The sequence below is a fragment of the Desulfurobacterium crinifex genome (genome assembly GCF_054656775.1).
This window is the reverse complement of record NZ_BAAHXO010000004.1, coordinates 732,087-758,634: the sequence shown is the minus strand read 5'-3', so window position 1 is coordinate 758,634 and position 26,548 is coordinate 732,087. Positions and strand designations below refer to the sequence as shown.

Genomic DNA, 26,548 nt, shown 5'->3' with positions numbered 1-26,548 from the left:
GAATTTTTCTTTTTGTTCTTTCAGGAAATTGTAAGTTTCTTATCTACAGTTATGGTTTTTCTTTTTTTTCTCACAACTCCTCCGTATTTGCAATCATCTCTATTTTTATCTTACCACAGAATTTCCTTCAAGAACTTTCCTGTCCATGTATCAGTTTTTGCTACTTCCTCAGGTGAACCTGTTACAATTACCCTGCCACCTGCGTCTCCTCCTTCGGGACCAAGATCAATTATCCAATCGGCACACTTTATAAAGTCAAGGTTGTGTTCAATGACTATTACTGTATTACCTTTATCCACAAGCCTCTGGAGGACGTCTATTAGTTTCTTTATATCGTGGATGTGAAGTCCCGTTGTTGGTTCATCGAGGATGTAAACGGTTTTTCCCGTCCCTTTTTTAGAAAGCTCTTTTGCAAGCTTTATCCTCTGTGCTTCGCCACCTGAAAGGGTCGTTGCAGGTTGTCCAAGCTTTATATATCCAAGCCCCACATCGTAAAGGGTTTGAAGCTTGTTCAAGATTTTTGGATGGTTCCTGAAAAACTCCATAGCCTCTTCAACTGTCATCTCAAGGACGTCGTAGATGTTCTTACCCTTGTAAGTAATCTCAAGAGTTTCCCTGTTGTAACGCTTTCCACCGCAAGTTTCACAGGTTACATAGACATCTGGCAAAAAGTGCATCTCAATCTTTACAACTCCATCACCCTTACAGGCCTCACACCTTCCACCGGGAACGTTAAATGAAAATCTTCCCTTTTTATAACCTCTTGCCCTTGCTTCTGGAGTTGCAGAAAAGAGCTCCCTAATATGTGTAAAAACATCTACATAAGTGGCTGGGTTTGATCTTGGAGTCCTGCCAATTGGAGATTGATCAACTCTCACAACCTTATCAACAAACTCAAGTCCCTCAATCCTATCATGTGCTCCCGGAACAACTTTACTCTTGTAAATCTCTCTTGCTAAGGATTTGTAAAGAATCTCATTTATGAGGGTTGATTTTCCCGATCCTGAAACTCCTGTAACACAGACAAAAAGTCCTAATGGAATCTCAACGGTAATGTTTTTAAGGTTATGTTCCCTTGCACCAACTATCCGCAACCACTTATCTCCAGGTTTTCTCCTCTCTTTGGGAACTTCAATCTTCAGCTTACCAGAGAGGTACTTACCCGTCAGAGATCTCTCACTACTCTTTATCTCTTCCGGCGTTCCTACAGCAACAACTTCACCACCATGGACTCCAGCACCTGGCCCCATATCAACGATAAAATCAGCACTCTCTATGGTTTCAATGTCATGTTCAACAACAACAACAGTATTACCAAGATCCCTCAAACCTTTAAGGGTATCAATAAGTCTTCTATTATCTCTCTGATGAAGACCTATACTTGGCTCATCAAGAACATAGAGAACTCCTGTAAGCCTTGAACCAATTTGAGTTGCAAGCCTTATTCTCTGGGATTCTCCACCTGAAAGGGTAGAGGTTCTCCTATCAAGTGTTAAGTAATCAAGACCAACGTCAAGGAGAAACTCAAGTCTGTTCTTAACCTCTCTCAGAATTCTTTCAGCAACAATTGCTTTTCGACCTGAAAACTTCACCCTCTTGAAGAACTCATAACACTCTTTAACACTCATAGATTCAACTTCAGCAATATTAAGTCCTTCAATTTTCACAGAGAGAGCTTCTTCATTTAACCTTCTTCCCTTACACTTCTCACACGTAACTTCCCTAAGGTAAGGCTCTATCAACTCCTTAACGTAATCAGACTCCGATTCCATATACCGTCTTTCAAGGTGTCTGATTATTCCTTCAAAGTAGTAAGGTCTATAGTTTCCACGGCTATAAGGAATTGTGTTAAAAACCCTTATTCCTTGCTTTTCTGCATAAAAAAGGAAATCTAATTCCTTCTTTAATAATTCAAAAATCTTCGTATAGGAAGAAATTCCTAAATACTCACATCCTGTTTCTATTAAATCCTGTAAGTACTCAAATTTTGCTTTTTCAATAAGCTCAATAGCTTCTATAATCGGTTTATCCCAGTCAATTAAAAGGTCTGGATCGATTGCAAGCCTAAAGCCAAGTCCTCCACACTCAGGACATGCTCCAAGGGGACTGTTGAAAGAAAATAGTCTTGGAGAAATTTCTCTGTAGCTAAATCCACAGATAGGACAGGCACCCTTTGTTGAAAAAGTCTCTTCCTCTTTTGTATCGTAATCCTGCAGCGTAACAAGACCTTCAGAGAGATTTACTGCTATCTCAACAGAGTCTGCAATTCTCGTTTTATCCTTTGGATTTACTTTTAACCTATCAACAATTACTTCTATTGTATGTTTTACTTTCTTCTCAAGCTTGAGATTTAAAGCTTCTTCTATTCTGTACTCTTTCCCATCAATTCTAAGCCTTCTAAATCCCAGTCTGAAAATTCTCTCTATCAGTTCTCTATGTTCTCCCTTTCTTTCTCTTACAACAGGAGAAATGATAATTATCCTTTTCCCTTCAAGTTTTAAAATCCTGTCAACTATCTCCTGAACAGTCTGGGGCTCAATAGGAACGTTACACTTTGGGCAGTAGGGCGTTCCAGCTCTTGCAAAGAGAACCCTCAAATAGTCGTGAATCTCTGTCGCTGTCCCAACTGTTGAACGGGGATTCTTAGAAACTGTCTTCTGCTCAATGGAGATGGCAGGAGAGAGTCCCTCTATCAGGTCAACATCTGGCTTTTCCATAAGTTCAAGGAACTGCCTTGCATAGGCGGAAAGACTTTCAACATAACGCCTCTGTCCTTCAGCATAGAGAGTGTCAAAGGCAAGGGAAGACTTTCCTGAACCAGAAACCCCAGTAATAACAACCAAACTATTCTTGGGAATTTCAAGATCAATGTTCTTTAAATTGTGTTGACGTGCACCTTTGATAACAATTTTGTCCTTCAATCCACTCTACCTCAATAAGTTTACAAAAGAAAATTTAGGAGAAATCCCAGAGTTAGAGAAGCCAAAGATAGGTAACAACTAAGGTAGGAAGAAACTAAAGCAATTCATGAACACCTTCTGCAGGCATTCATAATCTAAAACTTGAAAAACTTTACGATGAACTTAAAATCTTTCCCATAATTCGTCTAAATTTAACGTAAATGTACATTTAACACTAAAAGAGAAGGTTCCTTTATTTCTATCAAAAATATTTATGAACCTACCATTTATTAGCTTATAGACCTTTAATCTCTTTTCTTCTGGATAGACGAGAGCATAATACTTTACTCCTTCTTTTTCATAAAGTTCAAATTTTAGGTTTTCGTCTTTTCTGGAAGAGGATTCAGAAACAATTTCAAACACAACTTCCGGAGTTTTTCTGACAAAATCCTCGGATTCATCACCACAGACAACGAGAATATCAGGACGAACAACTGTATCTCTGCTTATTATCCAGTCAACCTCAAAAATTACCTGACAGTCTTCTGGACAACTCTTTAATTGCTCAAATATTTGATTTACTATCTTTACAGCCACTAATTGATGCTTTTTAAAAGGTGAAGGAGCCATTGCGTAGGGAATACCGTTTATCAGTTCCCAATCTCCTTCCCATTGTTTATAGTCCTCATAAGTGTAATAAGGAAGGTATTTTTCTGCTAAAGACATTGATTTACCCTTAAATCTGTTCTAAATCTATGGATAAAACTATATCCACTGGCTGAAAATCTCAAGACCGGTAGTCTCTGGAAAACCGCAGACAATGTTCATATTTTGAACAGCCTGACTGGAAGCCCCTTTCCCTATGTTATCAATGACTGAGACAACAATTCCAAGCCCGTTTTCTTCGTCTTTTGTTACGTAAATATCGCAGAAGTTTGTTCCTGCAACGTCGGAGGTTTTGGGTGGATTATCCTTTAATCTTATAAAGTACTCATCTTTGTAAAACTCTTTGTAAATCTCTTTCAGCTCTTCTTTTGTAGCATCTGTTTTGAAGTATACGGTTGAGAGGATTCCCCTATTCATCGGAACAAGGTGGGGAGTAAACCTGACAGAACTTAAATCCAATTTCTCTGCAATCTCTGGAGCATGTCTATGCCCTTCTACACTGTAAGCTCTAAAGGATTCATTTACTTCACAGTAGGTAAAAGCTAAGGTGGATTTCCTGCCAGCTCCTGTTACTCCAGATTTGCTATCAGCAATAACGGGAAAAGAGGAATCTATAAGATTGTTAACTCTTGCAGGATAGAGTCCCAGAATAATACTTGTTGGATAGCAACCAGGATTCGCGATGATGTTTTTCTTTTTTATCTCTTCTCTGTTTATTTCCGGAAGTCCATAAGCAGCTTTTTCAAAGAGTTCTTTTGCTGTATGCTCTACACCATAAACTTTTTCATACCTTTCCGCATCTTTAAAACGAAAATCAGCACTGAAGTCGATGATTTTCAGTTCAGGTTTCATTTCATAAAGTTCTTTAACAATTGGAAATGCGGCTTTGTGTGGAAGACAGCAGAAAACGACATCTGAAATTTCAGCAATTTTTTCAGAATTGTAGTTTTCAAAGGCCAGATTCTCGTAAGGACTTTTTGAAAGGTGGGAGAAAATTTCTGTAACTTTTTGACCTTCAAACTGCCTTGAGATTACAGAAACTACATCTGTAAACGGATGAAAGAGTAAGAGGCGGAGAAGCTCCGCCCCTGTATATCCAGAACCACCGATAATAGATACCTTAACGCTTGGACCACTGGTATCTTGCACGAGCTCCTCTCTGTCCGTACTTCTTCCTCTCCTTGATTCTTGCGTCCCTTGTGAGGAATCCTGCCTTCTTAAGAGTTTGCCTTAACTCAGGGTTGAATGCAAGGAGAGCTTTTGCAATACCGTACTTTACAGCATCAGCTTGAGCAGACTTACCACCACCATTCACTGTGCAAATTACATCAAACCTTCCATTAGTTCCTGTAATATCAAATGGTTGCTGCATTATCTTTAAAAGAGCAAGCCTGCCAAAGTATTCTTCAGCAGGAATGGCTTTATTCTTAGAAAGCTTAATAGTTATCTTTCCTTCACCATTTGGAACAAGCCAAACCCTTGCAATTGCTGTTTTTCTCTTACCAGTTCCGTAATATCTAACTTCCGCCATTTAATCCTCCATTAAAGCTCAAGGGGTTTAGGGTTTTGTGCTGCATGTGGATGCTCAGGACCTGCATAAACTTTAAGTCTTTTCATTCTTCTGTCCCTGAGCTTGTTCTTTGGAAGCATACCCCTTACAGCAAGCCTGATAACCTCTTCAGGCTTCTTCTGGAGCATTTCTCTGAGAGTTGTTTCCTTGAGGTGTCCCATGTAACCTGTGTGTTTGTAGTAGATTTTCTTGTCAAGCTTTTTTCCTGTTACATGGATCTTTTCAGCGTTAACAACGATAATGAAGTCCCCGTTGTCAACATGCGGAGTGTAGGTAGGCTTGTGCTTACCCATGAGGATTCTTGCAATCTCGCTTGCAAGCCTTCCAAGCGTTTTACCAGCAGCATCTACAACGTACCAGTCTCTCTGTACGTCTTCCTTCCTCAGCATGAAGGTTTTCATCAGTTTTCCTCCAAATAGTGGCGTTTTTCTTAAACGCCGAAAATGTAGCGGGCAAGCGGAAATTTACTAAAGTAGATAAGAATTGTCAAGAAGTAGGGAATAGAAGATGAAAAATACAGAATTTTTCCTTTTGAGAAAGCTAAATTCTAATCCTTATAGGAGGGGATAGTAGTAGAGTAAACTTTAAGGAGGAGTTTTTAAATACTTTTAGAAGGAGGGAGGATTTAAAGGAAAAAGGCCCTTAACGGGCCTTCTTAATGAGATTTTCTCTTTGTGCAATTTCGGACTCTAATTTATGACGAGCCTCTTCGTCCTCTTCAGAAAGAGACGAAAGCTTTTCTTTTAACTCAGCAATCTTCTTTTCAACTTCCTCTACGTTAATCTCTCCAGGTTCGTAGATATCCTCAACACCTATTCTCACAATGTCTGACTCTATCTGAACAAAACCTTTAAAGAGAATCTTCGTAACCTCATTACCTTCACTGTCTTTAAACTTCACAAATCCTGCACCAACTGAATAGAATTCAGGCTGGTGACCCGGCAGAATACCAAGGTCACCATCGTCTGTCTCTATGTAAATTTCTTTCGCTTTTGCTTCAATGTGTTTTCCCGTGGACGAAGCTATTAAAAGATCCATTTCTGCTGGAATTCCTCTAACAGTAGCCATTATTCACCCCTTACTTAGCTCCAGCTTCTTTCATGAGCTTTTCACCCTTCTCGATTGCCTCTTCAATGTTACCAACCATGTAGAAGGCGTTTTCTGGAAGGTGATCAAGCTCACCGCTAATGATCTTCTCAAATCCCTCAATTGTCTCTTCGATTGTTACGTACTTACCTGGCATACCTGTAAAGACTTCAGCAACATGGAACGGCTGTGTGAGGAAGAGCTGGATTCTCCTTGCCCTGTGAACAACCAACTTATCCTCTTCAGAAAGCTCTTCCATACCGAGGATAGCAATGATTTCAAGAAGTTCTTTGTATCTCTGAAGATATCTCTGAACTTCCCTTGCAACCCTGTAGTGTCTCTCACCAACAATTTGAGGATCAAGCATCCTTGATGTTGACTCGAGTGGGTCAACAGCTGGGTAAATACCCTGCTCTGCAAGTGCCCTTGAAAGAACTGTTGTAGCATCAAGGTGGGCAAAGAGTGTAAATGGTGCTGGGTCTGTAAAGTCGTCAGCAGGAACGTAAATAGCCTGAACAGAAGTAATTGACCCCTTTGTTGTTGAAGTAATCCTCTCCTGAATAGCACCTACTTCTGTTGCAAGTGTTGGTTGGTAACCAACCTCAGATGGAATCCTTCCGAGAAGGGCTGAAACTTCAGAACCTGCCTGGATAAATCTGAACATGTTGTCAACGAAGAAGAGAACATCTCTTCCTTCAACATCCCTGAAGTATTCAGCCATTGTAACACCGGTCATTGCAACACGCCACCTGTTTCCTGGTGGCTCGTTCATCTGACCGTAAACAAGAACTGTGTTTGGAAGAACGCCAGATTCTTTCATTTCAAGCCAGAGGTCTGTACCTTCCCTTGTTCTCTCACCAACACCAGCGAAAACGGAAAAACCACCGTGCTTCATTGCAACGTTGTGGATAAGCTCCATAAGGAGAACCGTCTTTCCAACTCCAGCACCACCAAAGAGCCCTGTCTTTCCACCCTTTGCATAAGGTTCAAGAAGGTCAATAACCTTAATACCTGTTTCAAAGATTTCTGCTGTGGATTTTTGTTCTGTAAGAGGAGGTGTTGGTCTGTGAATTGGCCAGTACTCTTCAGCTTCAACTGGTCCTTGATCGTCAATAGGTTCCCCAACAACGTTGAAGATTCTACCTCTTGTAGCATGTCCAACAGGAACCTTCAGGTAGTCACCTGTGTCGATTACTTCCATTCCCCTCTTGAGACCCTCAGTAGCACCAAAAGCAACACATCTAACCCTGTTCTCACCAAGCTGCTGGTGAACCTCAAGCATAAGGTCACCAGTAGTTACCTTACCATCCCATGTAATCTGCTTAACATTCGGAACTCTAAGAGCATGATAAATCTTTGGAAGATGCCCATCAGGGAATTCAACATCTATAACAGGCCCAACAATCTGAACGATCTTTCCTTTATGTTCTGCCATATCTATCCTCCCAATTATTTCATTGCTTCAATAGCAGTCGTAATTTCGATAAGCTCCTTCGTAATCGCAGCCTGTCTTGCCTTGTTAAAGGAAATTGTGAGCTTTTTGATTAAGTCTTCCGTGTTCTTTGTAGCGTTGTCCATAGCAGTCATTCTTGCAGCATGTTCAGAAGTCTCTGATTCTTTAAGAGCTTTAAGAACAATAGAAGAAACGTAAGACTTTACCGCCTCCTCAACTACCGACTCATCTGGACCAACTGTGTATTCAGCAACTGGTGTTCCTTCTTCAATCTCAACTGAAAGTGGAAGTATTCTTTCAAAGGTTACTTCCTGGGTAAGAGCATTCACAAATCTGTTGTAAACGAGATACACCTCATCAAAATACTCAGAAATGTAACCGAGGTAGAGATCCTCGCTTATTTCGTTCGCAAGAGGAAGACCAATTCTTCTGAAGATATCCCTTATCTCTTTACGAACTTTGAGGTCTGAATACTTTGTGAAGAACTGGCTCGCCTTGTTACCAACAGTTGTAAGGCTTATCTCTATACCCTGCTCACTCTTTTCACGGGCAAACTTGTTGACAGATCTGATTATGTTAGCGTTAAAAGCTCCACACAAACCTTTATCTGAACTGAAAACAACAAGTTCAATTCTCCTAACAGGTCTAACTTTGAAAATAGAGTGAATTGCAGGATTCTCTCTCAGGTAGAGCCCCTCAACAATTCCTTTCATTACGTTGGCATAGGGACGAACGTTGAAAAGGTCAGTCTGAGCTTTACGGAGTTTAGCAGCGGACACCGCTTTCATAGCAGCGGTGATCCGCTTTGTCCCTTTCAGACTCTTTATCTTAGCTTTTATTTCTCTCATTCCAGGCATTTTTTACCTCTCAATTAGGCTGTGAATGTAGCCTTGAACTCCTTGATGGCGGCGTGGAGTTTCTGGGTCAGGTCGTCATCAAGCTGCTTTTTCTCCAGAATCTCTTTAAGGATCTCAGGATGCTTGGCATCCATGAACGCGTAGAGCTCTCTTTCAAACTTTGTAACAGCTTCAACTGGAATATCGTCAAGGTATCCATTAATTGCAGCAAAGAATGCAACAATCTGTTTTTCAACAGGAATTGGGCTGTAAGGTGGCTGCTTGAGAAGTTCCATCATTCTTCTACCACGTTCAAGCTGAGCCCTTGTTGCAGGGTCAAGGTCTGAAGCAAACTGCGCAAACGCTTCAAGCTCTCTATACCTTGCAAGCTCGAGCCTCAGCTTACCAGCAACCTGCTTCATTGCTTTGATCTGAGCAGCACCACCAACCCTTGAAACGGAAAGATCTACGTTGATGGCTGGTCTCTGACCCTTGTAGAAGAGGTCTGTCTCAAGGAAGATCTGACCGTCAGTAATGGAGATAACGTTTGTAGGAATGTAAGCTGAAATGTCTCCAGCCTTTGTTTCGATGATTGGAAGAGCAGTCAGTGAACCAGCTCCAAGCTGGTCATTGAGCTTAGCAGCCCTTTCAAGAAGTCTTGAGTGAAGATAGAAAACGTCTCCAGGGTAAGCCTCCCTTCCTGGTGGACGTCTGAGGAGAAGGGACATTTCCCTGTAAGCAACTGCCTGCTTTGAAAGGTCGTCATAAATGATAAGAGCAGCCCTTCCTGTATCCCTGAAGTACTCAGCAACTGTAACTGCAGAGTATGGAGCAAGGTACTGGAGTGCAGCTGGGTCAGAAGCTGTAGCAGAGATAACAATTGTATAATCCATAGCTCCGTGTTCTTTAAGGAGCTGAATTGTCTGAGCTACAGTTGATCTCTTCTGACCGATGGCACAATAAACACAGATAACACCTTCCCTTTTCTGGTTGAGAATTGTGTCTATGGCAATTGTTGTTTTACCTGTCTGTCTATCACCAATAATAAGCTCTCTCTGTCCTCTACCTATCGGAATGAGAGCGTCAATAGCTTTAATACCAGTCTGGAGTGGCTCATGAACAGGTTTCCTTGTAACAAGACCTGGAGCAATACGCTCAACAGCCCTTCTTTCTACGTACTCAATGTCACCCTTACCATCAATAGGTCTTCCAAGAGGATCGAGAACTCTACCAATGAGTCCATCACCTACAGGCATATCAAGGATTCTACCTGTTCTCTTTGCCTTACCTCCCTCTACAATTCCTCTTCCTTCTCCTAAGAGAACGACACCAACGTTGTCCTCTTCCAGGTTAAAAGCTACACCTTCTGTTCCGTCCTCAAACTCTACAACTTCACCGTATTCTACATTTTCCAGACCATAAACTCTTGCTACACCGTCACCTACTTTGATTACGATACCGGTCTCATCAAGCTTAACGGATGCTTCAAACTCTTCAATCTGTTTTCTTATTAGTTCTGAAATTTCCTCTGCTCTGATCTGCATCCCTTCACCTCGCTAATTTTTTTATGTTAATCTGCTATTGCCTTCTTGAGCATCTCAAGCTGAGTCTTTATGGAAGCATCAAGAACTTTGTCAGCAACTTTAACTATGAATCCACCAATAAGGGAGGGATCAAGTTTTACTGTTATCTCTGCTTTCTTCCCAAAGAGATTCTCAATTTTCTCCTTAATTCTGGAAAGGGTCTCCTCATCGATCTCGACAGCACTGACAATCTCTGCCTTAACAATTCCAAGACGGAAGTCAACAAACTTCTCAAATTCGGAAGCAAATTCCCTGATGATTCCAAGTCTGTCTTTTTGAGCCATGAGAAGTAGAACCTTTTTAAGTTCCTCAGACACCCCAGCTTTCTCTAAAATTTGCTCCATTAAACCTTTTTTCTTTTCAAGAGGAACAACTGGACTTCTGAAGTACCTGATGGCTTTGTCATCAAGCAGGGAAATCAGAGTTTTAATTTCCTCGTTTATCTTCTCCAATCTCTCCGTAGGTAGAACATCCGCCAGAGCCTTTGCATACCTTCTTGCAATTCTTACTTCCAGTCTCAACTTGATCCCTCCTAAAGCTTTTGAAGGCTGGATTCAATAAGTTTTTTATTTGTCTCAGGATCTATAGCAGTCTTTAGTTTCTTCTCAGCCAGCTCAACTGCCTTCATCGCTGCAAATTTTTTGAGCTCTTCCTTGGCTTTATAAACCTCTTTTTCTATCTCTTCATCTGCCATCTTAATAACTCTTTCTGCTGTAACCTTCGCTTCAGCAATTATCTGTTGTTTCTCTTTTTCAGCAAGCTCCTGAGAGTACTTAACAATTCTTTCTGCTTCTGCTCTGGCTTCCTGTGATTTTTTCTCCGCTTCCTTCAACAAGCTAAGAGCCTCTTCTTTTTCCTGTTTTGCTCTTTCAAACTTACTTGCAATTGCATTAATACCGTCAGAAATAAACTTTGAAATCGGTTTTTTCAACAGATAGTAAAGAATGGCTATCAGTATTACTGTGTTTACTGTTTTCCAGAACAAAAGGTGAGATCCGTGCTCCATTTTACCCCCTTAAGCTGCCTTTTTGCCAAGAATTTTTTCTACTATCTCCTCAGCTATCTTCTCAGCTTCAGACTCAAGCTTCACCTTTTCAGCTTCAAAAGTACTCCATATTTCCTTCTTTGCTTTCTCTATCCTTGCAGAAGCTTCCTCATGGGCTGCTTTGAGTATCCTATCTCTTTCAACTTTTGCTTCCTTTACAGCCTCATCGATGATTAATTTCGCTTTTGCCCTCGCTTCATTTAGAAGCTCTTCCACTTCTTTCAGGAGCTCCTCTGCCTTCCGCTTTAGAGCCTCAACTTCAGAGTGATGTGCTCCTAACTCCTTCTCCCTCTCTTCCATGAGGTTTAGAAGAGGCTGGAAGAGGAACTTGTTAATCAGAACCATGAAAACAAGGAAGTTTACTGCCTGGACAATCAGAGTCCAGTCAATGGCTACAATACTTCCTTCCATCCCACTTCTCCTTCTGTCGTTATTTCGCCTCCTCCCAGGAGGAGCTCATTGCTGTAAAAAGCACACACCTGCCCCGGTGCAGGTGCCTCAACTTTCGCCGCTAATTTTACACAATAAATTCCATTTTTTAAATAGTCTATCTTCTCTACCTCAACAGGTCTTGAACGGTACCTAATTTGAGCCTGAATAGTATCAAACTTTTTGATATCTTCATAGTCTAAATGCCAATTAACGTTTCTAACGTAGATAACGTCCTTTTGTATTTCTTCCTTTTCTCCCACAACAACCCAATTTCTTTCAGCATCTATAGACACAACGTAGAGAGGCTTACCGTAGGAAATCCCAAGCCCTCTCCGTTGGCCAACAGTATACCTATAATACCCTTTATGTTTCCCAACAGGAGTTCCATCTGGAAGGACAAAGAGACCCGGCTGGGACTCTATAAACTTCTCAAGAAAATCAACATAATGTCCCTCTATGAAACAGACATCCTGACTTTCACTCTCAAAAGGAAATCCAAGTGCTTTGGCTTTCTTAATCACTTCTTCCTTTGTAAAATCACCCAGTGGCAGAACCAACTTCTGGAGAACGAAGCTTTCCACAAGAGATAGAAAGTAGGACTGCTCTTTCCTTTTGTCTTTCCCGCGCAAGACTAAATTCTTTCCCCACTCACGAAAATACTCGACTTTTGCATAATGCCCTGTGGAGATAAAGTCTGCTTTTAGCTCTTCAGAAAGTTTGTATAAATACTTCAACTTAATATCTCTATTGCAGGTAGCGCATGGATTGGGAGTTAAGCCCATTCTGTAATACTCAATGAAGTAGTCTATAACCTGTTTTCTGAACTCATCTGAAAGATCAATGACTGTCAACCTTAAACCAAGAATGGAAGCACTTCTTTCTGCCTTCTCAGTGGAAGCATGGGGAAGAAGTTTAAAATAGATTGGGAAGACGGTATGCCCTTGACTCTTCCAAAGATAAGCCGTATAAAAACTATCCACTCCACCGCTGAATCCAAGAACTACTTTCTTCATGGCAGGAAAGTTATACCACAATAATGGATAAAAAAAGAAGGGCGCCTGGGAGGCGCCCCTGAGAATCATGGGGAGGAGGGAGGGGGATAGGGGGTGTCTGGTATTAATAATAGTTCTCATTAACAGTTTGTCAAGGGGTGTAGAGATTATTCAGTTACTATCTGCTTAGCATCAACGTTACCAAATACAGCAACGCTACTACCTATTTTCACTGTTCCTCCAGCTATAACTTCTCCTTTGCCTGGTGCGGTTCCCACAATCACGCCATTCTTGAGTTCTACATCTTGATGAGCAGAAACTTTACCAGATATAAAGGTACCTTCATCTATTATCACTCTTTTCGCCACGACATTTCCGAATATTTTGCTCTTCTTTCCTATCTTTAAATTTCCATCAACTTCCACATTCCCTTGAATCAATAAACCATTGGAAAGTTCTAAGTCACCACTACTTTTTATACCACCAGCTATTGGAGTTTCCGTCTGAGGCACCTTAGGAACTTCTTCATTTCTTATAGTATGAACAATGGGAGCCGTTATTTTTCCACTTTTAACATTCTTTCCGAGCTTCACATATTTTTCTGCTTTTACAGTTCCTTTCAGAGTAGAATTATCTCCTATAATTACAGCGTCTTTTGAACTAATACTTCCATTTATAAATGCTGATTCTCCTATAACCAATTTGCCATAAGAAAGTATAGAACCTTTTTCTTCAAAAGATACTATCTGTTTTCTCTCTGCATCTGTTGATACACGTGCAGCTTTCTCCTTTTCCTTTTCTACTTTCATTTCTTTACTTTCCTCCTTCGGCAGTTTCTTAGCAACAGCCTGCTTCGTTGCTTTAACTTCAGAATTATCCTTTTTTCTAATTCTCTTTGAAACCAATTTCACAATTAATAAAAAAAGCACCACAAGAATTAATAAAGGAACTATACCCCAAAAATCCATCCCTTCCTCCTTTCTTTCTCCCGATATAAGAGCAGTTTTCACTTTTTTTTCAGCAACTTGTTGATGAGTTGGCTCACCGTAAACACTTACGGCTTCCGCCGTTTTATTTACGCTTTCGTATTCTGAAGTAGACTTTTTAGAAAACTTTTCTTCTTCTGAAGAAGTAAAGCTTTCATCGTCATAAGATTGTTCTGAGTCAGTAACTTGTACAACAGTTTGATTGGAAGATTCGTCATTATTAGCTTTTTCTTCTGATCTTAGAATTGTTCGAGATGGTTCGTAATCGATGAAAGTTATATATCCTTTATTTTCAAGGTTATAGTCTAAAAAGGCTTTTTTTGCTTCTTCGTAACTTTTAAAGTTACCAATTCGGATCTTATACCAGTCGTTTACTTTATCTACGCGTACAGGAAGACCTTTTGTTTTTAACGATTTAAAAAGTTTCAGAGCTTCTTCTTCTGACTTTGTTGCAAAAAGTTGAATAACATAAACTTTCATTTCCTCTCTTTCCTCTCCCCTTCTTATCAACCGTAAAAAGTATACCATATCAGCGGCAGTCATCAAAATTAGAGTTGAAGTTAATGAGTTAGGAAAAGAAGAAAGCAAGGAAATACTTACTATCAAGATTTAGATGTTCTAAGTATAGCTCAAACTGATGTAAAAAATGAAAAACTTTCATTTAGGGCAAACAACCCTTAACAATCTAAAAGTAAACTTACTTTTTAGTGGCTTTGTAAATAGTTGCCAAGATAGCAGCAACTGCTTCATAAACTTCTTCAGGAATTTCTTCATAAAAATCAAGCTTATAGAGAATAGAAATAAGATACGGATCTTCATAAATAGGTATTCCATTTTCTTTAGCAATTTTAATTATTTTTTCAGCAATTTCCTTTTCTCCCTTAGCTATGAGCTTTGGAGCATTGTCAACTTCAAGATTATACTTTAAAGCAACCGCTTTCTTTATGTCTCCCATCCCTTTCCCCTTAGTAGTAACTTCTTACAATAGAACCTATCAGAAGTTCCCAACCATCCACTGCTATAAACAAAAGTATTTTTATGGGCAGAGAGACCATTACTGGAGGAAGCATCATCATTCCCAAAGACATAAGTATACTGGCAACTATTATATCAACTAATAAAAATGGAAGGTAAACAACAAAGACTATTTGAAAAGCCACAGTAAGTTCACTTACCAAGAAAGCAGGAATGAGAACAGTTAAAGGAATTTCTTCAGGTGAGTTCACTTTAACATTAGCAAGTTCTAAAAAAAACTTCAAATCTTTCTTTCTAGTATTCTTTAACATAAACTCTTGAAATGGCTTTATACCTCTCTGCAAAAGTTCAATTTCGCTTATTTCTTTAGCCATATAAGGTTGCAACGCAACTTTATTAAGTTCTTCTAAAGTAGGCCTCATAATAAATCCTGTAAGAATTAAGCTCAACGTAACAATCACTATTGCCGGAGGAGTTGTAGGAGTTCCTATTGCCTGACGGAGAAGGGCTAAAACAATGACTATACGGGTAAAAGAAGTCATTGCTATGATTATAGTTGGTAAAATAGTAAGAACGGTGAGAATAAGGAGAAGTTTCAATGAAGTTGCAAGACTTTGACTTAATTCTGCCGGCAAAGCTGAAACTGGCAAAATATTTGCCTCCTTTCTACAGAATGTTTTTTATTATACTTTTTTTTCCTATCTCTTCAACAATTGCAGGTGTAGGAAAATCTCTTTATCTTGCCTCTTTTTACTATCAGATTCCCTTTGAGTTATTAGTTGCAGTAGCAGATGTTGAGTCCTCTTTTGATCCCTTAGTAATTAATGTAAACGGAAAAAAGGTAACCTGTCCTACCAATGCTAAATGCATTCATTACCAAAGAGGAACTATCATAAAATCTTCTTCCGAAAAAGTTGCAAAAAAAATGTTAAAATTTTTGCATATGAAAGGTTATAACTATGATGTGGGGCTAATGCAGATAAACAGACTGTGGATAGAGAAGTATAATCTTCCCCCGGAAGCCTTCTTGGATGCAAGCTATAATGCTCTTTTTGGTGCCTTTATCCTTAGAAGGCTTCTAAATAAGTACGGCTATCCAGAAGCAATATGGAGATACAACGGAAAGAGAAGTTATCTCAAGAAGGTTTTGCAGAAGTTGAAATCCTACGGAGAGACGAACAGATGATGGAAAGAGAAAAGCCTCCTATAGATAAGTTGGCTGAATCAATAGATAAAGTTATCGATTCCATATTTGAGGAAAAGAAAGAACCTCCACAAGAAAAAAAACCAATGCATTCTAAAGACAAAAAAGAAGAAACGGATATAAATATCATTGAACTTCTACCTCAAGACAAAGTTACAGCAAAAGTAAGGTGCTTTCTAAAGGATGAAGGAATTTTTGTTGAAGTAAATGTTGATTTTAAAGTAGAAGCAATAGAAGGTGATAAAGTAATACTTAGCTCTCCCAACTTTGTTTTTGTATGGAGATGTTTAGAAAAAGGAAACGAAGTTTTACTTCTTAGCAACGATGAAAAATACCTTCTAATAGGAGAAGTAGAAAAGGTAGATTTGAGAAAAGAAACACTTGTTGTTATACTTAAAGGAAAACCAATAAAATATTCACGGCAACTGTTTCGCGTGGAAGTTAATCCTAAGGAACCAATCTACCTTGTTATGAAAGTAGATCAAGAGCCAATAGTTGCAGCAGTTAACGATATAAACGAAGAAGCATGTTCATTCATTCATAAACCTCTTCCTCTTTTACCTGGAGACATCTTCGGGGTAGTATTACGGTTTCCAGATGGTAAAAAAATGCTAATTCCTGATTCTGAAGTGATTACTGTTAGAAACAGAAAAGACAGTCTTAAAACTTATGTCCTTAAAATAAAAGTTCCTGAAAAGGAAAAATCGTATCTTCGTAAATTCCTCATAGAAAGACAAAGAGAAATACTTAATAAACTTAAGGAAGGTTGATGTTCAGATTAATAGTTATTGTACTAATTCTTGTAAGTTTTTCCTTTATTTCTCCTTTTGCGGCGACTGAAGAAAAAGAAGAGGAAATGGGTATCTTCCTAAATGCGATTTCTATTTGTTCAAAAGAAGATCCTGTAAAGTGTGCCTCCTTTGTAAAGAAAAATTTAAGCAGAGTAAAAAGCAGGAAGATTACTGACAGGTTCCTTTTTCTTTATGCTGAATCTCTCTTCAAATTGGGAAATACCACTCAGCTAAAGGAAACTATTCGTCAAATTAATATAGAAAATCTAACATCTACAGAAAAAAGAAAGTTTAAGTTGATAAAGAACTACTTCTTACTGCTGGAAAATCCCCAAAAGGCTCTTCAAGAATTTGTAAAAAACTGGGATAACTTCATTCTTATTATCCCTCCTGAAAAAATTCCTGTTTACGTAGAACAAGCAATAAAGATTGGAAAATGCAAAATAGGTCTTAAATTCATTTCACATTTACTTTCAGCCTATCCAGATTTTGTCCTAACTCCTAAAAGCGTTTTTCGAGTTGCCATGTGTTTTTACAGAAAAGAAGATTTTGAAAGTGCTTTTAGACTTTTCTATAGAATTTATCTTCTCTACCCCACTTTCAAGCCAAGACTTGTAAAAATGTATCTGATTCATACCTCCCTTCTTACAGGTGAAAATGTGAAAGTAGTTACCGATCCTGAAAATTTTCTCTTTAGCTTAACTCTTGCTCCTCCATCAAAAGACATTTTCAAGATTTATTTGGACTATCTAACTAAGAAATTTAAAATTTTAGACCATACGCTCTTTAAGAAAGGTATTAAAACCATTGAGCTGGCTAAGAAATATAGAGTAAACTTAAATGAGTATGTAACTCTCCTTTTTAATCTCCATATTCCTTATGAATTTAGGAAAAAAAATAAAAAAGAGATAGTTTATCTTTTCTATAATTTAGAAAAGCTTTTTGGTCTAAATCTTAAACAACTTTCAAAAAAAGGAAGAAGTTATCTTTTTGCTTCCCTTGTGGACTTTCTATCTTATGAAGATGCAAAAAGAGTGAAAGATTCTGGAAAACTTGACTATTCTTTAATTCCTAACCAAACAACAATGTATTACATATTTTTTAGTCTAAAAAGTATTCCAAAAGAAGCCTTTAACTCTCCTAACCTAGACAGTTGCCTTAAACTTGTTTATCTCCTTAAAGTAAAAAAGGATCTACAAAAGGCCAAAAAAACATTCTTTAAAGCCTTAAAAGAAAAGAAAGGTCTAAACTTTCTCCCCCTTTATTTGTCAAATTTTGATGAAACTAATATACTTAGATTCTATAGTGGCATAGAGAACTTTGAACCTGCGGAAAACAATTATCTGAACTTCGTTTTCTACGAGTTACTTCTTTACAGGAATGGAGAGTATGATAAGATAAAAGATATGAAGGGGGCTTTTTACCAATTAAATATGATTGAGGATGAAGACAGTTTACCAATAGTGAATTACCTTCAGTTTGCTGTAAAGCGGAGAAAAAAGCCCATAGATATAGCTACCATCCAAAGATGGATGTTAAGGATAAGAAAGGAGCTCAACATTGCCACCAGATAGAGTGGAAAGATTGATAGGAACAGAGAAAACAGGAAGGATTACTGAGTTTCATATATCCTCTAAGGTTAAAGGAAGCTCTGCAATTTCTTCTTCCTCAAGTGCTACAGAATCCATAAGGCTAAGGCCAGGGGATATTCTGAAAGGAAAAATTATTGCGGTCTTTAACGGAGAAAAGGGGAAGGAGGTAGAAGTAGATTTTGGAAGTTTTAAGGTTAAAGCTCGGTGGAATAGTTATTTAACTCCAGAAGTTGGCAAAAATATTTTGGTTCTTGTAAAAGATACATCCACAGAAATAATTCTAAAACTTTTGGAAACAAAAGTTGTCAATTTTAAGGACTTTTTTGTAAAACATTTTACAGCAAGAGAAACAATTTTCTCCCTGATTAGCCGAATTTCTATTAAAAACGAAAGCGATATAACACCTCAATTTGTTAGAAATATAATAGAAAACAGTGGGCTTTTTTTAGAAAATAAACTTTATAGAGGAAACTTAGAAAACATAAAAAATGACCTAAAGGCGAAACTCCTCTCAGAGTTTTCAAAAGCTTCTGGAAATGAAGTAATTACTATTTCAAAGTCTTTAAATCTATTAGAGTCATACACCATTTCAAATATTCTTTCCAAAAATCTTTTCTTAGTTCCTCTATTTCTTCCACTACCTCCATTCAATAAAGCTGAACTTTTCATAAATAAAGAAGAATTAAAGAACTTTTACCAACAGGGATTCCTAACGGTAGTTATAGTACTTGACCTTGAGAAGTACGGTAAATTAAAGGTTTCTATTCTGTTTGATAAACAAGAGAAATCTTTTAGAATTGATTTTACTTCTGAATCAGAAGAGCTAATTGAAAAGCTAAGGAAAAGTCAGAAAGATATAATAGATTTCTTAGGGAACAAATATAAGGTAAAAGTTACATACACCAATCGAGCTCCGGAGCTTCCAGAACTTCAGTTTGAGAACATACCAGTGGAAGTTGATATAACAGTTTAAGATGTTTGATTTAAACTTAGTTTTTCAGTATAAAGTTTTTCTGTTAACTTTCTTACTCGTTCTTATAAGGGTTACAAGTATTGTGTCGTTTATTCCTGTAATCAGTCATCCTGCTTTTCCAATGCCAGTAAAAGTTATCTTTAATCTTTTTTTAGCTTTAATATTAACACCTCTTCTCATAGAGAAAGGGATTCTTTTTGATACAAAACTCTTGGATTCTCCATTAACTTTGACCTTAGGAATCTTAAATGAAATCTTCTTTGGGTTTGTTGTAACTTTATGGATAAGATTTTTCTTCACTGCCGCTGTTTTTGCTGGTGACATGATAGGAACAGTAGGTGGATTTGCAATGGCACACATCTTTGATCCAACAGCAGGTCAGTCAGTTATCATAGGTAGATTTCTCCTTATAGCAATGTTAATGCTTTTTGTTATAGGTGGGTTTGTAAATATGATGATATACACACTTTATATAAGCTTTTTAAAATATCCTCCATTTCATTGCCAAATAGATGACTCTCTTCTATGGTTACTCGTAGAAAAGTTCAATCAATCTTTTTCCTTAGGATTTCAAATAGCCTCACCAATAATAATTATGGTTCTCATATTTAATGTTTCCTTAGCTTTAGTAGCAAGGATAATGCCTCAAATGAACGTCTTCTTTGTAGCAATTCCTGTTCAGCTCTCTATAGTTATCCTTTTCTTTGCTCTGATCGTTCCTTACATGATGGAGATAATGTACGATACTTTAAAAGGGGAAATTCACCTTCTTGTAAAATTCCTCTCCCCGCCATAGTATTTTGGTGAGTAGTAATTAAGCATCTTTATAACAGAATACCATCATTTCTCATCTTTTAGTCTTACATTAAAGTTATCTATCATTCCATATTCAGTTACTCGAGGAGAGTAATAACCATCAACTTTTAAAACAATATAGGTCATTCCTCCATCAATTGATCTAAATTTTTTCATAGGAACTATATAGCAGTAATTATGGAATCCTTTCTTTTTCTTGCACCTTCCTGTGTAAACTTTTCCATCCTTAGTAATAAAAAGTACTTGCTTGTTTAAAAAGTTTTCTACCTTCACATAAGGTCTATAGTAATTTTCTGCTCTAAACCAACCCGTTTCTGCAGCAAAAGAAGGCATACAGAAAGAAAAAAAACAAACGAACTGAAGAAAGACAAAAAAATTATTGAATTTTGATTTCTCCATGAATTGCTCCTGCAGACTTCATAGCTTGCAAAATAGCTATAAGTTGTCGCGGAGTAACACCTACAGCATTTAATGCCATTACAAGGTCTTGAAGAGAAGGTGTCTTAGGTTCAAGCATAAATATGTTCTTTCCTTCACGAAGCTGAATAGATGTTCTCTCTGTTAATATCGTCTGTCCTGAAGAAAATGGAGGAGGCTGGGAAATAACGGGTTGCTCAGAAATTTTTACTGTTACCCCTCCTTGAGCCACAGCTACAGGGGATATTTTAACTTTATCATTTATAACTACCGTTCCTGTTCTTTCGTTAATTACTATTATAGCAGGATAGTCAACTTCAACAGGAAGTTCTTCTATTTTAGCTATAACTTCAACTGAGTTTATTCCTTCCTTTTTAATAAGAACCTTCACAACCTCAGGAGATATAGGAATAGCCTGAACAACTGAACCGAGTTCTTCATTTATTACAGAAGCAACATTTGAAGCTGTTTTAAAGTCAGGATCTCTCAAAACTATGTCCAGTTCATTTCTGTTTGAAAAATTTACCGGAACGTTTCTTTCTACTACAGCCCCACCTGGAATCCTTCCTGTTGTGGTTGTAAACTTTCTTAGAGAAGCTGCCTTTCCAGCTACTTCATATCCTCCACCGAGTGAAACAGGACCTTGGGCAATAGCATAAACCTTACCATCCGGTCCAAGTAGCGGAGTCATAATAAGAGTTCCCCCTCCTATACTTTTAGCATCACCTATCGCAGAAACAACAACATCTATTCTTGTTCCCGGCTTCGCATAAGTAGGAAGCTCCGCTGTAACCATTACTGCTGCAGTATTTCTCGTTCTAATGTTATTCTTTGGAATCTTTATTCCCATTCTCTCAAGCATATTGGCAATTGATTGCTTGGTAAATTCCGAAGAAGTAGAATCACCAGAGTTTTTTAACCCAACAACGAGGCCATAACCAATCAGGTAATTGACTCTTGATATTCCAACATCTGCTATATCTTTTATTCGAACCTCTGCTCCATAAGCCGATATTGAGATAATAAAAAACAGATAAAGAAGAAAAACTTTCTTAATCCAGAACATAAATTTCTACCCTCCTGTTAGGAGCTAATGGACCCTTCTGATTTATAACCAATTTCTTATAACCAAACCACTTTGTCTGGAATCGGATATTTTTCTTATACTTTCGACAAAGCCGCTTCAAATAACTTTCAACTCTTTTCGCTCTCTTTTCAGAAAGTTTCATATTAAAAGACTCACTTCCCTTCCAATCTGCATAGCCTTTAATAACTATAGCTTCGCTTCCTTTTAGTGCCTTGCAAATATCACGCAAAGTCTCCTTGGCTTTCTTGGATAGAGTGCTACTTCTATAGTCAAAATACACAATTGCAAGGAGTCTTTCTTTCTTCTCTTTCTTCTTTTCCTCTTTTTTCTTGGTCTTTTGCAGATTTTCCCTTTTTACCTTGAGAGAGGGCTTACTTAGAGCAGATAAAGGATTGGTCTTAAACTTTAAAAGTTCTTCTTTATCGCTGAAACCATCTCCATCCGTATCTTTTTGTAACGGATTCGTTTCGTAAACAGCTACCTCCTGATAATCCGTTAATCCATCACCGTCTGTATCTTTTTTAATAGGAGAAGTTTTATAGTATTCTATCTCTTGAAGGTCTGAAAGACCGTCACCATCTGTATCCGGAGAAAATGGATCTGTCTTCTTATTTATTTCTTCCCCATCTGTTAATCCATCACTATCTGTATCTGAGTTTAAAGGATTTGTTCCTGTTTTTGATACTTCCACAAAATCAGAAAGACCATCACAATCAGAATCTCTGTTGTCAGGATACGTCTTATAAAGATAAATCTCCTTTCTGTCATCTAAACCATCTCCATCAGTGTCTTTCTTCAAAGGAGATGTTCCAAAATTACTTACTTCTTCATAGTCTGTTAAACCATCTTTATCTGTATCCCTTATGAACGGCGCAGTTCCATACATTCTTACTTCTTCCCTATCTGTAAGACCATCTGAATCGGGATCCGCACAGTTTGGATTAGTCTTATAAATCTTGACTTCCTCATAGTCAGATAGCCCATCACCGTCACTATCTCTTTCTGTAGGATTTGTATTAAACTTTAAAACCTCTTCACCATCTAAAAGAGCATCTCCATCTGTATCCCTATTTTGAGGATCAGTAAAATAAATAAACATTTCCTGATAGTCTGTAAGACCATCTCTATCACTATCTCCTGTCTCAACGCTTCCCGCAACGGTTGGTGTAATTAGCAATAGACAAATAGGTAAGATTAAGAATTTAGAAAGGCCAGAGTTTTGCAACAATTTTCCATATAAGTCCCGGTTCCTGAACATCTGTTAAAACCCCTTCTCCAGTATATGTTACCTGCAGATTAAATATTCTATCCGAAGTTACAGTGTTTGTATCATCAATGTCTTCCGGTCTTACAAGTCCTGTTATAGTAAGAACATGAGATTCTCCATTAATAACTATGTTTTTTTGTGCTTGAATAATGAGATTCCCATTTGGTTGTTTTCCTATAACCTGAGCAGTTATTGTTCCCGTAAATGTACTTCCTCTAAGAGTCGAACCTTTCCCTCCATTTTCTGCACTACCCTGCATGGAAACATTAGTTTTGTTAAGAACACTCGGATTAAGTCCAAAGAGAGAAGACACTCCCCCTTGCATTTTGGAAGACTTCTTTAGTGATGTTTCTGTCTGACTTTGAGCACTTGTCCTTTCTACGATTAGAATTGTGATTAAATCACCTACATCCCTTGCCTTTAAATCCCCATAAATATATTTGAATTTTCCATTGTCATTCCAAAGAGATCCCTCACTCAAAGGTTGAGTTTGAAAGTTAAGTTTCGGAGGTGGAGGCGGAGTATAAGAAATTGTTCCCTGAGGTTTACTAAAACAAGAAGTTAAAAAAAGGCTAAAAAACAACAACCACTGTTTCCTCATCTTTAACTTTCCCTTCAATCACTTTCCTACTGTAAATGTTTTTAACCTTGATTGTATCACCTATACGACCGTTCTGTAACGCTCTTCCGGTAGTTTCCACATAAATTCCATTTTTTTTAGCAACTATTTTGACAAGTTGTCCTCTTTTTATAGCAAAAGGGATTTCCACAAATCTTTGAAGGACAATCGTATTCGGTAAAAGCTTTACCTTTGCAACAACTTTGTTTACATCTCCATTAAATACATCTCCTCTAACCTTTGAAAGAAGAAACTTCTCCTTTTTGACTTTTCCAGTTAAGTGCTCTCCTCTTTCTACGGTTTCAATTGTTTTGTATCCTTCTACTTCAGCATCAACCTGTAGATTAACATTCAAAGTTCTTGTAAGAAAAGAGTTTTTACACTTGACTTTCAGCTGCACAAGATAATTCCCTACCCTTTCAATACTCAATCGATGAAGAGGAATAATATCCTCGATTGTACAACCTGAAAGAACTTGTGAATTCAACACTTTACCATTGATAATAAGCCTTTCTGCCTCAGGAATATGAAATTCAACACTCTTTACAGCCAATTTAACAAAATAGTCATTATCATTCGTACTTCCAAAGGCAAAATAGAAAGGAAAGAAAAGAAGAAGAAAAAGAAACCTAAGCATGCCTTTTATCTCTTCAAGTTAACAGCAGTTTGAAGCATGGCATCTGATGTCTGTATAGCTTTTGAATTGAAATCATAAGCTCTATGGGCAACTATCATATTTACCATTTCTTCTACAACGTTAACGTTCGAGGATTCTAAAAATCCTTGTGCTAAGGTTCCGAACCCTTCTGTTCCTGGGACTCCTTCCTGAGGAGCTCCTGAAGCATCTGTTTCCAGAAACAGGTTTTTACCTATAGCTTTTAAGCCTGCAGGATTTATAAATTTTACTAAGGTTATTCTTCCCAATTCTTGAGGAGCTGGTTGTCCTGGCATTTCTACTGTTACAGTTCCGTCCTCTGCTATGTTAACTCTAATCGCATCAGGTGGAATAGTTATTTCAGGAAGAATCGTATATCCTTCATGCGTAACAAGTCTTCCGTCTCTATCTATCTTAAAGGCCCCATCTCTTGTATAGGCAGTATCTCCATTTGGAAGAAGAACTTTAAAAAATCCATCTCCTTCAATTGCAACATCGAGTTGATTTTCTGTATGGATAAAGTTCCCCTGGGAAAATAGTTTGGAAACAGTAACAACCTTTGTACCAAGCCCTATTTGAATTCCAACAGGTATCTGGTTACCTGCAGCATTTGGAGTCCCTGCTGCCTTTAAAGTTTGATACATAAGATCTTCAAACTCTGCTCTACTCTTTTTATAACCTGTAGTGTCAACGTTTGCAAGATTGTTTGAAATTACATCAAGATTTATCTGTTGTGCAGACATACCAGAAGCTGCTGACCAAAGACTTCTAATCATTTTTAAACCCTCCCAAATTCATTTAAGTAACCAAGAAGTTCATCTCCTGCTTTTACAACATTGAGGTTAGCATCGAATTCCCTATGGGCTTCTATCATCTTTGCCATTTCATAGACTACGTTAACGTTTGAATCTTCCAAAAATCCTTGATAGATTTTCGAATTCTCTGACGGTACTGCTTTATCCTCTTCATAAGCCCACAAGTTCTGCCCGAGCTTCTCTTTTACAGGCTGGTCAACTATCAAAAACTTTCCGACTTCCCCTCCTTTAGAAAAAATCCTTCCGTCTTCGGAGACATAAATGTCTGAAGAATCATCAACCTTTATTCTTCCACTACTTCCAACTACATAATAACCAGAGGAAGTCCTGATATTTCCTTCTTCATCCACTTTAAAACTTCCATCTCGGGTTAAAAATCTATTTCCATTTTCATCTTCAACAACAAAAAACCCTTTTCCCTCAATTGCAAAGTCAAGTTTATTCCCTGTTTCTCTCAAAGCTCCCTGTTCCAAGTAAACAATATTATCTATAGCTCCAGCATATTCAAGGGTAAGATTATAAGTCGGAATATAACCTGTTGGGACTGGATCCCCCGGTTTTGAAGGAGGAGATTGAGTAAGAGGAACATAAACTGTTGAAAATTTTATTCCTTCTCTTTTATAACCAGGAGTATCAACATTTGCAATATTGTTAGTTATAGATTCAAGCTTTCTCTCCATAGCCTTTGCACCAGAAGCTCCAACAAAAAGCATTTGAGCTGTTATACTCATACTCCCTTCCTCCGAAGGTTAAGCAAAATTTCCACCTCAGAAGTACTCATCTTCAAAGCCCTTGCAAGGGCTTTAAGGTCATTTTTTGCTATCATCTCTTTAAGTTTTTCTTTATTTATTTTTACAGGTGCTTTAGAGATCATAAGAGAAACTATCCTTTCAAGATCGGCTTCTGTTAGTTCTGGAGGCTTTGAGAACGGTCTCTGCAAATCAATATCCACAGGTACCCGAAAATTAGAAACCTTAGAACTTAACTTTGCCACTTCAAAAGTTATTTTCTTTATACTGCTTTTCACAAGAGAAAATTCATCTTCCAACTTTGAAAGTCTTTTCCGTGTAGAGAGAAAGAAAAGAAAAGCTATGAAAATAAATAAAAGTAATATTCCTAAGAGTACAAAAGTTTCTCCAGAAAATTGGCTACTTCTTTCTACCAGTTTAAGATTAGTATCATAAACAACTTCATAAGCCATAATTCTTTAAAAAACCTCTTATTTTTTTCAAAGCAGCCTTTTTTATCTGTGTTACCCTTGCAGGTGTTACCTTCATTATATCCGCTATTTCCCTCTGTTTCAATCCTTCTTTAAAGAAGAGAGAAAGTACGATTTTTTCATTATCACTTAAAACAGAATCTATTGCTTTAGCTATGAGCTCCATCAACTCTTTTCTCTCTATACTATCAAAGGGGCTTCCATCATCAGTTCCTAAGAAACTAAGGCGATCTTCTTTAATCGATTCATTAATGAATTCTTCTATACTTAAGGTTTTTCTCTTGTTTATACCCTCATCTTTCTCCTCTTTCGTTCTAACATCAAGACTCCGAAGATAATCAAGAATTCTTCCCCTTATCAAAATTGAGGCATAAGTTCCGAAGCTTGTTTTTTTATTTTCATCAAAGTGGTGCTTAGCCTCCATTAAACCTATATAACCAACACCTACAAGATCCTCAAACTCTACTTCTGAATAGTCTGGCAATCTCTTATATATAGAAGATGCAATTTTCTTTACTAACGGGATATAATCCTCTACATTAATTTCCTTAGTTTTGTAGTGAGGCATT

30 protein-coding genes are annotated in these 26,548 nt (G+C 37.8%); 5 read left to right on the top strand and 25 right to left on the bottom strand.

The window, feature by feature from the left end:
* Positions 1 to 110: 110 nt before the first annotated feature.
* The 16 genes from uvrA to fliP all read right to left on the bottom strand — a co-directional run bounded on the left by uvrA (position 111) and on the right by fliP (position 15,174).
* On the bottom strand, positions 111 to 2,921 hold the full coding sequence (gene uvrA / locus ACYQ3A_RS05955) for an excinuclease ABC subunit UvrA (protein WP_459896249.1): 2,811 nt from the start codon (positions 2,919 to 2,921) through the stop codon (positions 111 to 113).
* 162 nt (positions 2,922 to 3,083) lie between these two features.
* Positions 3,084 to 3,626: a Uma2 family endonuclease gene (locus tag ACYQ3A_RS05950; RefSeq protein ID WP_459896248.1), complete on the bottom strand. Its 543-nt coding sequence runs from the start codon at positions 3,624 to 3,626 to the stop codon at positions 3,084 to 3,086.
* 39 nt (positions 3,627 to 3,665) lie between these two features.
* Complete coding sequence (argC, locus tag ACYQ3A_RS05945; RefSeq protein WP_459896247.1) at positions 3,666 to 4,715, bottom strand: N-acetyl-gamma-glutamyl-phosphate reductase; 1,050 nt, start codon at positions 4,713 to 4,715, stop codon at positions 3,666 to 3,668.
* Positions 4,687 to 5,097, bottom strand: a complete 411-nt coding sequence (gene rpsI / locus ACYQ3A_RS05940; protein WP_459896246.1) for a 30S ribosomal protein S9 — start codon at positions 5,095 to 5,097, stop codon at positions 4,687 to 4,689. Before rpsI ends, argC begins: the two co-directional genes overlap by 29 nt.
* Positions 5,098 to 5,108: 11 nt before the next feature.
* A complete protein-coding gene (gene rplM / locus ACYQ3A_RS05935; protein ID WP_459896245.1) occupies positions 5,109 to 5,537 on the bottom strand; it encodes a 50S ribosomal protein L13 in 429 nt (142 codons plus the stop codon).
* A gap of 241 nt (positions 5,538 to 5,778) precedes the next feature.
* A complete protein-coding gene (locus ACYQ3A_RS05930; RefSeq protein ID WP_459896244.1) occupies positions 5,779 to 6,204 on the bottom strand; it encodes a F0F1 ATP synthase subunit delta/epsilon in 426 nt (141 codons plus the stop codon).
* Positions 6,205 to 6,214: 10 nt separating this feature from the next.
* The gene (atpD, locus tag ACYQ3A_RS05925; RefSeq protein WP_459896243.1) at positions 6,215 to 7,657 is read right to left on the bottom strand and encodes a F0F1 ATP synthase subunit beta; all 1,443 of its coding nucleotides are present in this window, start codon (positions 7,655 to 7,657) and stop codon (positions 6,215 to 6,217) included.
* A gap of 14 nt (positions 7,658 to 7,671) precedes the next feature.
* Positions 7,672 to 8,532, bottom strand: a complete 861-nt coding sequence (atpG, locus tag ACYQ3A_RS05920) for an ATP synthase F1 subunit gamma (protein WP_459896242.1) — start codon at positions 8,530 to 8,532, stop codon at positions 7,672 to 7,674.
* A gap of 14 nt (positions 8,533 to 8,546) precedes the next feature.
* Positions 8,547 to 10,055 carry a F0F1 ATP synthase subunit alpha gene (gene atpA / locus ACYQ3A_RS05915; protein WP_459896240.1) on the bottom strand — a complete coding sequence of 503 codons (1,509 nt, stop codon included), beginning with the start codon at positions 10,053 to 10,055 and terminating at the stop codon, positions 8,547 to 8,549.
* 26 nt (positions 10,056 to 10,081) lie between these two features.
* Positions 10,082 to 10,615: an ATP synthase F1 subunit delta gene (gene atpH / locus ACYQ3A_RS05910; protein ID WP_459896239.1), complete on the bottom strand. Its 534-nt coding sequence runs from the start codon at positions 10,613 to 10,615 to the stop codon at positions 10,082 to 10,084.
* Between the two features lie 11 nt (positions 10,616 to 10,626).
* Positions 10,627 to 11,100, bottom strand: a complete 474-nt coding sequence (locus tag ACYQ3A_RS05905; protein ID WP_459896238.1) for a F0F1 ATP synthase subunit B — start codon at positions 11,098 to 11,100, stop codon at positions 10,627 to 10,629.
* Between the two features lie 9 nt (positions 11,101 to 11,109).
* Positions 11,110 to 11,550, bottom strand: a complete 441-nt coding sequence (locus ACYQ3A_RS05900; RefSeq protein ID WP_459896237.1) for a F0F1 ATP synthase subunit B — start codon at positions 11,548 to 11,550, stop codon at positions 11,110 to 11,112.
* On the bottom strand, positions 11,532 to 12,584 hold the full coding sequence (gene mnmA, locus ACYQ3A_RS05895) for a tRNA 2-thiouridine(34) synthase MnmA (RefSeq protein ID WP_459896236.1): 1,053 nt from the start codon (positions 12,582 to 12,584) through the stop codon (positions 11,532 to 11,534). The genes ACYQ3A_RS05900 and mnmA overlap by 19 nt, the downstream gene beginning before the upstream one ends.
* 146 nt (positions 12,585 to 12,730) lie before the next feature.
* On the bottom strand, positions 12,731 to 14,029 hold the full coding sequence (locus ACYQ3A_RS05890; protein ID WP_459896235.1) for a polymer-forming cytoskeletal protein: 1,299 nt from the start codon (positions 14,027 to 14,029) through the stop codon (positions 12,731 to 12,733).
* A 217-nt stretch (positions 14,030 to 14,246) separates the two neighbouring features.
* Positions 14,247 to 14,504: an EscU/YscU/HrcU family type III secretion system export apparatus switch protein gene (locus ACYQ3A_RS05885; protein ID WP_459896233.1), complete on the bottom strand. Its 258-nt coding sequence runs from the start codon at positions 14,502 to 14,504 to the stop codon at positions 14,247 to 14,249.
* A 10-nt stretch (positions 14,505 to 14,514) separates the two neighbouring features.
* The gene (gene fliP, locus ACYQ3A_RS05880; protein WP_459896232.1) at positions 14,515 to 15,174 is read right to left on the bottom strand and encodes a flagellar type III secretion system pore protein FliP; all 660 of its coding nucleotides are present in this window, start codon (positions 15,172 to 15,174) and stop codon (positions 14,515 to 14,517) included.
* Between fliP and ACYQ3A_RS05875 the strand changes: the two genes are divergently transcribed.
* From ACYQ3A_RS05875 to ACYQ3A_RS05855, 5 genes are read left to right on the top strand one after another with little or no spacing between them, the layout of a single operon-like run.
* On the top strand, positions 15,123 to 15,710 hold the full coding sequence (locus ACYQ3A_RS05875; RefSeq protein WP_459896231.1) for a lytic transglycosylase domain-containing protein: 588 nt from the start codon (positions 15,123 to 15,125) through the stop codon (positions 15,708 to 15,710). The genes fliP and ACYQ3A_RS05875 overlap by 52 nt on opposite strands.
* Positions 15,632 to 16,498, top strand: coding sequence for a hypothetical protein (locus ACYQ3A_RS05870; RefSeq protein ID WP_459896230.1), 867 nt, complete (start codon positions 15,632 to 15,634; stop codon positions 16,496 to 16,498). Before ACYQ3A_RS05875 ends, ACYQ3A_RS05870 begins: the two co-directional genes overlap by 79 nt.
* Positions 16,498 to 18,093 (top strand): hypothetical protein, encoded by a 1,596-nt coding sequence (locus ACYQ3A_RS05865; protein WP_459896229.1) that lies wholly within the window; start codon positions 16,498 to 16,500, stop codon positions 18,091 to 18,093. Before ACYQ3A_RS05870 ends, ACYQ3A_RS05865 begins: the two co-directional genes overlap by 1 nt.
* Entirely contained in the window at positions 18,080 to 19,084 is a 1,005-nt protein-coding gene (locus ACYQ3A_RS05860) for a hypothetical protein (RefSeq protein ID WP_459896228.1), read from the top strand. The genes ACYQ3A_RS05865 and ACYQ3A_RS05860 overlap by 14 nt, the downstream gene beginning before the upstream one ends.
* A gap of 1 nt (position 19,085) precedes the next feature.
* On the top strand, positions 19,086 to 19,880 hold the full coding sequence (locus ACYQ3A_RS05855; RefSeq protein ID WP_459896227.1) for a flagellar biosynthetic protein FliR: 795 nt from the start codon (positions 19,086 to 19,088) through the stop codon (positions 19,878 to 19,880).
* A 44-nt stretch (positions 19,881 to 19,924) separates the two neighbouring features.
* Here the strand turns inward: ACYQ3A_RS05855 and ACYQ3A_RS05850 are convergent, their stop codons facing one another.
* The 9 genes from ACYQ3A_RS05850 to ACYQ3A_RS05810 are packed head-to-tail and all read right to left on the bottom strand — an operon-like array spanning position 19,925 to position 26,547.
* Entirely contained in the window at positions 19,925 to 20,299 is a 375-nt protein-coding gene (locus tag ACYQ3A_RS05850) for an LSm family protein (protein ID WP_459896225.1), read from the bottom strand.
* The gene (locus ACYQ3A_RS05845; protein WP_459896224.1) at positions 20,277 to 21,383 is read right to left on the bottom strand and encodes a flagellar basal body P-ring protein FlgI; all 1,107 of its coding nucleotides are present in this window, start codon (positions 21,381 to 21,383) and stop codon (positions 20,277 to 20,279) included. The genes ACYQ3A_RS05850 and ACYQ3A_RS05845 overlap by 23 nt, the downstream gene beginning before the upstream one ends.
* Entirely contained in the window at positions 21,370 to 22,629 is a 1,260-nt protein-coding gene (locus tag ACYQ3A_RS05840; protein WP_459896223.1) for an OmpA family protein, read from the bottom strand. Before ACYQ3A_RS05840 ends, ACYQ3A_RS05845 begins: the two co-directional genes overlap by 14 nt.
* The gene (locus tag ACYQ3A_RS05835) at positions 22,607 to 23,272 is read right to left on the bottom strand and encodes a flagellar basal body L-ring protein FlgH (RefSeq protein ID WP_459896222.1); all 666 of its coding nucleotides are present in this window, start codon (positions 23,270 to 23,272) and stop codon (positions 22,607 to 22,609) included. Before ACYQ3A_RS05835 ends, ACYQ3A_RS05840 begins: the two co-directional genes overlap by 23 nt.
* Positions 23,244 to 23,927, bottom strand: a complete 684-nt coding sequence (flgA, locus tag ACYQ3A_RS05830; protein WP_459896221.1) for a flagellar basal body P-ring formation chaperone FlgA — start codon at positions 23,925 to 23,927, stop codon at positions 23,244 to 23,246. Before flgA ends, ACYQ3A_RS05835 begins: the two co-directional genes overlap by 29 nt.
* Positions 23,928 to 23,932: 5 nt before the next feature.
* On the bottom strand, positions 23,933 to 24,721 hold the full coding sequence (gene flgG / locus ACYQ3A_RS05825; RefSeq protein WP_459896220.1) for a flagellar basal-body rod protein FlgG: 789 nt from the start codon (positions 24,719 to 24,721) through the stop codon (positions 23,933 to 23,935).
* A gap of 2 nt (positions 24,722 to 24,723) precedes the next feature.
* Positions 24,724 to 25,491, bottom strand: a complete 768-nt coding sequence (locus tag ACYQ3A_RS05820) for a flagellar hook-basal body protein (RefSeq protein ID WP_459896219.1) — start codon at positions 25,489 to 25,491, stop codon at positions 24,724 to 24,726.
* Positions 25,488 to 25,961, bottom strand: coding sequence for a hypothetical protein (locus tag ACYQ3A_RS05815; protein WP_459896218.1), 474 nt, complete (start codon positions 25,959 to 25,961; stop codon positions 25,488 to 25,490). Before ACYQ3A_RS05815 ends, ACYQ3A_RS05820 begins: the two co-directional genes overlap by 4 nt.
* The gene (locus ACYQ3A_RS05810) at positions 25,951 to 26,547 is read right to left on the bottom strand and encodes a sigma-70 family RNA polymerase sigma factor (RefSeq protein WP_459896217.1); all 597 of its coding nucleotides are present in this window, start codon (positions 26,545 to 26,547) and stop codon (positions 25,951 to 25,953) included. The genes ACYQ3A_RS05815 and ACYQ3A_RS05810 overlap by 11 nt, the downstream gene beginning before the upstream one ends.
* Position 26,548 lies beyond the last annotated feature (1 nt).